Origin of the sequence: Vibrio makurazakiensis (assembly GCF_050337375.1) — a bacterium.
In the GTDB taxonomy this organism is placed as follows: Bacteria; Pseudomonadota; Gammaproteobacteria; order Enterobacterales; family Vibrionaceae; genus Vibrio; species Vibrio makurazakiensis.
Genome location: NZ_JAKJSW010000184.1, coordinates 1 through 8,447, shown reverse-complemented (window position 1 = coordinate 8,447; position 8,447 = coordinate 1). Strand labels below are relative to the sequence as shown.

General features: G+C 43.3%; 8 protein-coding genes. All 8 read right to left on the bottom strand.

What is annotated here, in order from left to right; translation table 11 throughout:
- A partial coding sequence (locus L4C33_RS17025; protein WP_428813605.1) for an MMPL family transporter occupies nt 1-1,788 on the bottom strand: 1,788 nt, incomplete at its 3' end.
- Nucleotides 1,760-2,428 carry a LolA family protein gene (locus L4C33_RS17020; RefSeq protein ID WP_428813604.1) on the bottom strand — a complete coding sequence of 223 codons (669 nt, stop codon included), beginning with the start codon at nt 2,426-2,428 and terminating at the stop codon, nt 1,760-1,762. The genes L4C33_RS17025 and L4C33_RS17020, both read right to left, overlap by 29 nt.
- Nucleotides 2,418-2,918 carry an acyl-CoA thioesterase gene (locus L4C33_RS17015; protein WP_428813603.1) on the bottom strand — a complete coding sequence of 167 codons (501 nt, stop codon included), beginning with the start codon at nt 2,916-2,918 and terminating at the stop codon, nt 2,418-2,420. The genes L4C33_RS17020 and L4C33_RS17015 overlap by 11 nt, the downstream gene beginning before the upstream one ends.
- Nucleotides 2,919-3,009: 91 nt before the next feature.
- The gene (locus L4C33_RS17010) at nt 3,010-4,554 is read right to left on the bottom strand and encodes an HAL/PAL/TAL family ammonia-lyase (RefSeq protein ID WP_428813602.1); all 1,545 of its coding nucleotides are present in this window, start codon (nt 4,552-4,554) and stop codon (nt 3,010-3,012) included.
- Nucleotides 4,532-6,301, bottom strand: coding sequence for a glycosyltransferase family 2 protein (locus L4C33_RS17005; protein WP_428813601.1), 1,770 nt, complete (start codon nt 6,299-6,301; stop codon nt 4,532-4,534). The genes L4C33_RS17010 and L4C33_RS17005 overlap by 23 nt, the downstream gene beginning before the upstream one ends.
- The gene (locus tag L4C33_RS17000) at nt 6,294-6,671 is read right to left on the bottom strand and encodes an ApeI family dehydratase (protein ID WP_428813600.1); all 378 of its coding nucleotides are present in this window, start codon (nt 6,669-6,671) and stop codon (nt 6,294-6,296) included. Before L4C33_RS17000 ends, L4C33_RS17005 begins: the two co-directional genes overlap by 8 nt.
- Before the next feature lie 51 nt (nt 6,672-6,722).
- Nucleotides 6,723-8,114, bottom strand: coding sequence for an AMP-binding protein (locus L4C33_RS16995; RefSeq protein WP_428813599.1), 1,392 nt, complete (start codon nt 8,112-8,114; stop codon nt 6,723-6,725).
- Between the two features lie 2 nt (nt 8,115-8,116).
- On the bottom strand, nt 8,117-8,447 hold a 331-nt coding region (locus L4C33_RS16990), incomplete at its 5' end, for a COG4648 family protein (protein ID WP_489686445.1).

The window sequence follows — 8,447 nt, the reverse complement described above, 5'->3', positions numbered from 1 at the left end:
CATGATGACCGAAGCATATTGATTGTTTATCTGTTCTAGCCATAAAAAGCGTATGGGCTCTGAAACTTGAGAAGCCAAAAAGCTTTCAACTGAAATTGGATTAAAATCTGTCAGTGATGGAGTGCGCTGCCAACCAAGTGTACTTTGAAGTGCTGGCCCTTGGTCTTGGTACAGTTTTGTCAGCAAGCGATAGTTCAGTTGTTGCCGTTCGATTGTTGGCAGGTATTGATCGATGCTCTGATGCCCGGTGACAATTTTTTGGTTAGCTAAAAGCTGAAGCTGATCTGTAGTGAGCGTTAGCTTTTCAAGCAATTTTTGCTCGCTATCTGCGGTAAGTAACAGCATTTGTTGAGAGTTACTGACACCGGAAAGCTCAGCGATTTTTGTTTCTTGGTTTTTAAGTGATTGTGGCATTGCTTGCAACTGACGAATGTCATCATCGTAAGTCGCTTGTGATAAGCCAAGTACACCAAGCAGTAATACGAGTAATGGCAAGCTGATAGTAAACTTTGGTTTTTTCCAAAGGGATAGCCATTTTTCCCATAACTTTTCTGCGGGCATAGAAGCGGATTGGCTTGGAGATTGCGCCAATATTGGGTACCAACAGACAACGCTCGCATAGGCTGAAAACAAACCAATTGCAGAGAATAGTGCAAGTTGTTGTAACCCTGGGAAGGGAGCGATAAGTAAACCTAAATATCCAATCAAACTTGTAACTAACCCGAGAGTGATTGCAATAAATATGTGTTTAAGTCCTTGCTGGCTGTTCCAATGCTTACCTGCTGCTAGGCGGTCGGTTAGGTAGTGGAACGCATAGTCAATCGAAACGCCAATTAGGCTAGCTCCAAAAACTAGGCTGAAAAGGTGCACCTTTCCAAATATTGCAATTGTTGCAGCGAGTGCAACCAGCAACCCCGAGCTGATCGATAGAATTGCTAAAGATAAGGGTAGGGCAGAGCGAAATACGATCAGAATAAGTAGGACTACGCCTATTAATGACCCAAGGCCAATAGTACTAACTTCAGACTTTGCGCTTTGTGTGCCGTAATCGGCATAAAAGATCACTCCAGTGTGAATAATGTCACCCCCGTACTGAGTGGTAACTTCGTTCTCAATGTCTATGAGTTTTGGTAATTGTCTCTGTGATGATAATTGGTAAGGGGAACCTTTTAATTCACCAGTAATTAGCACATGGGTTGTTTCTGATTTAGTGGTTGTAAGGTAACCGTCAACCAGGTTGAAGTTTCCAGACTTTGAGGTTAAGTCAGCTAAAAAATCACGAAATAGAAGAAATGGGTCTTGATCTAGCTCGCTAGAGGTCACGCCTAAAAAGGGGTTATACAGTGATTGAAGTACGTATTGAACTCGATTTTGGGGTTGAGTTGTTAGCTCATCAATTTGGGCTTTAGTTAATAGCTGAGCACGATGGTTGAAATAAAATTCAGCCCATTTGGATTGTTTATCTTTACTGATTTTACCTTGGATTTCGTTAAATAAGCTGAGTTTATTTAACTTACTTTCGAATGACTTTGCTGCTGTAATAGCTTGTTTTGCATCAGGATTGCTAACGACAAACACGACTTGATTACTCATGTTATCTGCAACTTGCTGAAAAGCTTGCTCTGAAATAGGGTTTTGACGATTTTCAGGCAGCAGTTTTAAGATGTTGGTTTCAATTGGGGATACAGCTGAAAATAGGAACTGTTTAGCTAACAACCCACTAAAGAAAACGACAACGACTAGCCAAATGAGCGCTAATTTAGAACTGGAACTGCGCTTTTTCAGCATGAGTCAAAGCTTCCGGTAGGTGAGTTTGGTTGGTAAATTCAATGACAGTACTGTCGCCACGTACTTCTTCTAGCGTTATTTTTTCAATATCCGAGTTACCAACAAGAATAATGTTGTTGAACACCGAACTTAATGGTGCCGCTTTTGGTGATAGCTTGAGCTCCCACTGATTATGCGTGTCTTGGCTAGGAGAAAAGATTAAATCAAATTGTTGCTTGAGCTGCTCCGTATCACCATGAAAAACAGATAAGAAAATATGGCTAAAATAGAAAGCCATCGGGTTTTCCTTCGCGGTGATAATTTGCGGAGTTTGGTCTGCAAATTTTTGGCTGAGTTTATCTTTTGTTAATACGAGTTTCACGGGAAAAGGTGCTGTTTGATCCCAAAGTAATCCATTCTCTTTGTCGAGTAGAAAGCGCCCTTTTGAGGTTAAAGGCTGAGAAAACATTTCCATGTTTCGGGTTTGGGTAAACTCCCCTCGAACTAAGCTGTGACTTGCAAGAGCTTGTTGCACATCATTTAACTGGCTAAAAGTTTCAGAGGGTACTGAAGTTTGCTGTTGGCTACTTGCTAACGAACTGAGTGGAACCATAGCTAAAAGGCAAGCGAACGCAGTAGTACGGAATGATTTACTCACCATGTCTAATAACCTTTTGTGTCGCCGTACATTGAGTTGGTGCCTCTTGAACTTGTAAGCAGCCATGCTGCTGCCAATATTCGACTTTATCCGTAAAAACTTTTGGAGATACAAAACACATTTCTTCTTTTTCCATCTCCACGGCAACCTGAGTCGTGTGCGCTTTACACATGCGAGCACCTGTTTGTGCGTCGTGGATCTGGTAGTCGACTCGCAAGCGGTTTTCCCATTCAGTTAATCGCGCAGACACTTTTATTGCGTGATTGAACGGAATGGCTTTAACGTATTTTACTCGCGTGTCGATAACTGGCCACATATAGCCAGAATCCTTCATCTCAAGGTAGTTATATTGAAGCTTCTCCATTAGCACGCGACGAGCTTCCTCGAAAAATCGGAAGTAATTACCGTGGTATATGACACCCATAGGGTCGGCGTCTTGAAATGAAGTCACTAATTCAATATTAGATTCAATGTGATAACGGATATCTGACATTCTTTGCCTTAAGCTCTTTCCTTTAAACTGTTTTAAACAAAAGAGCGATTAGTTAGAGATCGATTTGAGAAAGCTTTATCAGCTAAACGGGTTAGTAAAGCGGCCAACGCTGAGCTCGAATTTCTGCGATGAAGTGGCGAAGGTCGGCTTCTAATGGGCGATCTTCAACAACAAACTCGAAATCTTCCAGTACCGCATCACGTATCTGTTTCAAGTTATCACTCATATGGTGCTCATCTAGCTCTTTGTGGCGCTTACGTAGCTCAATTGCTTGTGTACTCGCGAGCAAAGAGGCTGCCGCAACTTGTTCTGTAAGCTCCAAAACTCGTAGGCAGTCACGAGCCGCTATCGTACCCATACTCACTTTATCTTGGTTATGACACTCTGTTGAGCGAGAGAAGACGCTTGCTGGCATCGTATGTTTCAGAGCCTCGGCTGTCCAAGCTGAAATACCAATTTGAACCGCTTTAAAACCATGATTGATAGGTTTGCGTTCGCCTTCAGCACCCGTTAGGTTAAACGGCAATCCATTGTTAAATTTGTAATCCATAAGCTGAGCCATTTGACGATCAAGTAGGTCAGCTAGGTTAGCTACGGCCGTTTTCAAGGTGTCCATCGCCATTGCAATGTGACCACCGTAGAAGTGACCACCGTGCAGTACTCGCTCGTTGTCGCCATCGATGATTGGGTTGTCATTGGCACTGTTTAGCTCATTTTCTATCATTTGGCGAAGCCAAGGTAGAGAGTCTTGAACAACGCCAATAACGTGTGGGGCGCAACGCAAAGAATAACGGTCTTGTAAGCGGTCACTGTTGCGTGGTGGGCGTTCTGCTTGCAAGTCATCACGTAGCCAAGCGGCAACCTGTTGTTGACCTGGGTGAGGCTTAACAGCAAACAATGTTTCATCGAAGTGGAAATCATTGCCATGCATTCCGACAGAGACCATCGCTGTGATTTTTGTAGATAGCTGGGATAAATACTCTGCACGTTTGTAGGCGATACATGCCAACGCAGTCATTACTGAGGTGCCATTCATTAGTGCTAAGCCTTCTTTAGGCTTAAGCTTGATTGGCTCAATGTTCAGCTCTGAAAATACTTCCGCCGTTGGGCGCACTTCGCCTTTATAAATGACGTCGCGCTCGCCAATAAGAGCTGCGGCCAAATAAGAAAGAGGAGTCAGGTCACCACTGGCGCCAACAGAACCTTCTTGAGGAATCCGTGGTGAAATATCGTGGTTAATTAGCGTTACTATTTGGTTTAGTAAGTCATGTGTTACGCCTGAAACCCCTTGAGATAGCGAGCATAGTCGCGTTGCAAGTACCGCTCGAGCTTGTTCGTGATCAAGAATTTCTCCTAGCCCACAGCCATGAAAACGCGTTAGGTGCAGTGGCAATTCATCAACAAGTTCAGGTGGAATCGCGACAGTACATGAGTCGCCGTATCCCGTTGTAACGCCGTAGATCACGCCTTCTTCTTTCAGTAGGCGCTCTAAGAAAGCGACACCACGGTCTATTTTTCCAGTAAATTCTGGGTCTTGGTTCATGCTTGCCGATGCGCCCTGAGATATCGCAACGACATCTTCAATCGTCAGGCGCTCAGCACCGAAGGTAATATTATTTTTTTGAGTTGTTGTCATGGTGCTGGCTACTTAAATTCCAAAAATTAAAAAAGTTATACCACTGGAGTGGTGCTTTCAGTGCGTAATGTTCCAACCTATCTGCATATTGCTGAACAACTTGTTGAAGAGCTTGTTGCCGCACTTTTCTTGGTAGGATGATTTTGTCACTGAAATGTTCAAAATGGACATTAAAATGTGGTTCTTTTTGCTCATCATCCCTTAGGCCAAAGAGCAAAAATACCGGTGCTTTTAAAACGGATGCTAACATAAATGGGCCCTGTGGGAAGGGTGCGCTTTTACCTAAAAAATCAGCCCATACTGAACGGCTTTCTTTACTGGTAGACGTTCTGTCTCCGACAATGACAATCCACTCGCCTTGTTCCAGCTTCTGTTGTAGTAAAATAGCGGTATCTGGACCCATTTGATTCACTTGAATTAAATTCAACTCAGAACTCGGGTTCACCGCTTTCATCACTGCGTTAAACTGCTCTGCGTGTTCAGTGAATACAAGGGCATTGATTTTTATGTGAGAGTGCCTACGGCTTAACGCTCGGCACAATTCAATATTGCCAAGGTGTGAACCTAAAATAACCACGCCCTCTTTACGTTCAGTAATGCCGTCAAAGTGCTCTTGGCCATGTATGGTAAGGTTCTTAACTGAATAGTCTCCTTTCCAAGCGGCTAACTTATCTAGGATAGTGTGGCCAAAAGAAAGTAGGTGGCGATACGTTGTTAAGTCTTTAGGGAGTTCAATACCCTGGCTATGAGCGTGACCTTTGATTCGTTGCAAGTATTGCTCTGATGCACTTTTTGCTTGAGTGCTAGTCAGGTGGTAATAGCCCATTACCCCTTTGAGAATGACGTTAAATACATTACGGCCAAGCAGCGAATAAATACTGAGTAGCAGTTTGATACCTAATACGGTTCCACTCTCTCGCGTTTTAGACCAATGAGCTTGTGGCTGCTGTTTTCTCAGCATTCGTTTTTTTCGATTACGTAACGTCAGTTTCGGAATCCTAGGTAACATTCCGAAAAACAAGCGTGTGTGCATCCAACTTATTTTTACGTTGTCCCACAAGGCGTCAAAGTGAGAAATTCCCCCTTCAGGGTAGATTACTCGTGTTTCGACAAATTGAGTTTCGCAATCATCCCAATACATTCGAACCAATATCTCGGTGTCAAAATCCATGCGAGACCCAATATTGTAGCGGTTAATAGTCTCTAGAGTTTTAACAACAGGGTATGCTCGAAAGCCGCACATGCTGTCACGAATCGATAAGGAAAGCGTTTCGATCCATACCCAAACGTGTGTGATATAGCGACCGTATAAACGTGACTTTGGTACGCTGTCATCATAAATAGGGCGGCCTGAAATAACATCATCCGGGTTTTGTTCAGACATTGTCATTAATTTTGGTAAGGCTTCCAGATCATGCTGGCCATCAGCATCAATTTGGATTGCATGAGTACAACCGAGTTCATGTGCTTTGCGAATACCAGCCTTAACAGCGCTTCCTTTGCCCTGGTTTTCTGGTAATGTAACCAATGACACCTTGTCTAGCTTTTCAGCGTCAGCTAAGCAAAGTTTTGTATTTTCATCGCTGCCGTCATCAATGAGTATGACTGGTAGTCCAAAGCATTGTAGAGATTGGATAACAGATTGTACGGTTGAGCCGTGGTTGTAGCAGGGGATCAAAAAGCAGGCTTGATATTGGGCTCTTTCTGTTTCACTGCTTTGAGATATTGCAGTGTGAGCCTTATTCACCTTTGTTCCCCAACTTCATTTTTCCTGAGGAGTGCTTAACGACCGGTTCTTCGCGCGTTGCGTCATTTGATAAATAGTTAAATGACAGCTTTTGTTTTTCACTGTCCCACATTAAATCCAGACTAATGATCGAATTGGGCAGTATAGGCTCCTGAAATTTAATGACTTCCATGCCTTTAAAGCCAGTGGGTACATTCAAGAACTTATTGGCGTAATGGATCGCCCAATCAATTTGGGTCACACCGGGTAAGATAGGGAATGCTTTAAAGTGTCCAGTAAAGTCCAAAATATCCTCATCAACACGTAGCTGAAGCAGAACACCTTGGTCACTTTGTTGGTGTGCCAGTAATGTGGGTTTTCTCTTTTGCATAATATCGTTATTCAAATTGTTGGTAGCATAGAACGGCTAAGTTTGTTTAATTTAAACGGAAAGTATCTGTTCTATCTCAGACATTAAACGCTTACCTTGGCTATTTAGAGGGATTTCGTTACAAAGGCGGTAGCGCCTTGGGATTGCAATAGGCTCCAGCCACTCGCGCAATTCGGTACGTAGTAATAACCAAAACTTACCTTTACCTAGCTCATTTAACTTAGCCTTACCTTCACTAGATAGTACCAAAATAGCAGCTAAGGTGAGCCGTTGCTCTTGAGTGTAAGGAATGGCCACACACTCTGCAATCCACTGTAGGTCTTCGAGACGTTTCTCTACTTCAACAAGAGAGATTCGTTTCTCTTCGATTTTGATAACTCTGTCGGTTCTGCCTTTGAGATGAAATCGCTTGTCATCGATAAACTCGCATTCATCCGCGGTTTGGTACCAGTGGTTATCATTTAAGTATGGTGACTTTAGGCGCAAGCAATTCTCAGCATTTAACTGGGCTTCGATACAGTTGAACAGCGCCCAAGGTTCATGTTCTGAATGTTGTTGGCGAAACGCTATACCACCAGTCTCAGTACTGCCGAAAACTTCAAAAGGTAAAGTGTCGAATAGAGCTTGAGCTTGCTGAGCACTATCGTAATGCAGTGGTCCACCTGAGGAAAATACCATTCTCATCGGTCGAGTATCAAAGTCATCACTCATACGCTTTAAAAGGGCAGGGCTGCTAATCAGCACATTACTTTCATCTGCGATATTCATGACTTGCTCTGGATATTCTAAATTGTGGCACGAAAAAGCACGTCCGGCGCATAGTGGCCATAGTAATCTAAACAGTAAGCCATAGATGTGTTGTTGGGAGACAGTGCTGTGCACACATGCTCCTCGAAGGCTTGGTCCCCATTGCTGTTCAAGTTGTTCGATCTCGACGTTTAACTGATGAAGTGACTTATGAATGGCTTTAGGTGTACCGCTGGACCCCGAGGTAAACAGAGTGACTGAAAGGTCATCTAACGCGATGTCATTTAATGTAAAGTCTACTGTTTTTCCCGTATTTGAATCGCTGCTGATTAGTGTCTCAAGAGCTATACTGGCTCTTCCCGAAATTGGTTTAACCGCAACATCGTGTAGTAGCAAGCCGAAATGTTCTGATAATTCAACTAATGCTGAAGGTTGATAATTTCCCGGCAGAACGATCTGTTTGCGGGTTTGAGTACAGGCAAAAAAGGCGATGGCGAACAAATAGCTGTCTTGCGCGCAAATAGCAACGCTAGCTTCTGAGCTGTCTTTGAGGCGAGATGATAGAGCCTTAACTTTTTCGGTGAAATCTGACCAAGAATGTTGAGTTGTCGTATTAAAAGCAACCAGGGACTGTGGGGCTCGGTCATTTATCATGACATTGCTGAGTGATACACACTGAAAAGGAAGGGTATTCATAGTTATTCGCTTTGACGTACTTTTTGTCTAACTAGCCACTCAATCGAAAATAGTGAGCCAGCTAGAAGGTAACTAATTAGGCCGTTGTAAAGAGTCCAAACCTCAAGTGATTGGAAACACGTATAGAGCGCAATTGAGCCGTTTATAACGAAAAATAGACACCAAACTTTGGTTACTTTCCGCGTATACATAACACCACTTTGGGCAAGGTCAGGTTCTTGAAGTCGAGCTAGACGTTCAATGATTGTTTGAGGCTGGCGTAAACTGCTAGCAAAGACAACCAACATGCATAAGTTTACGACCACTGGGTAGTAGGTTAGCCGTAGGTTAGCC

What these genes read in the sequence shown, in the direction of transcription:
- L4C33_RS17020 (WP_428813604.1), bottom strand. Translation starts at nt 2,428, where the DNA reads ATGGTGAGTAAATCATTCCGTACTACTGCGTTCGCTTGCCTTTTAGCT.
- L4C33_RS16995 (WP_428813599.1), bottom strand. Translation starts at nt 8,114, where the DNA reads ATGAATACCCTTCCTTTTCAGTGTGTATCACTCAGCAATGTCATGATA.
- L4C33_RS17015 (WP_428813603.1), bottom strand. Translation starts at nt 2,918, where the DNA reads ATGTCAGATATCCGTTATCACATTGAATCTAATATTGAATTAGTGACT.
- L4C33_RS17000 (WP_428813600.1), bottom strand. Translation starts at nt 6,671, where the DNA reads ATGCAAAAGAGAAAACCCACATTACTGGCACACCAACAAAGTGACCAA.
- L4C33_RS17010 (WP_428813602.1), bottom strand. Translation starts at nt 4,554, where the DNA reads ATGACAACAACTCAAAAAAATAATATTACCTTCGGTGCTGAGCGCCTG.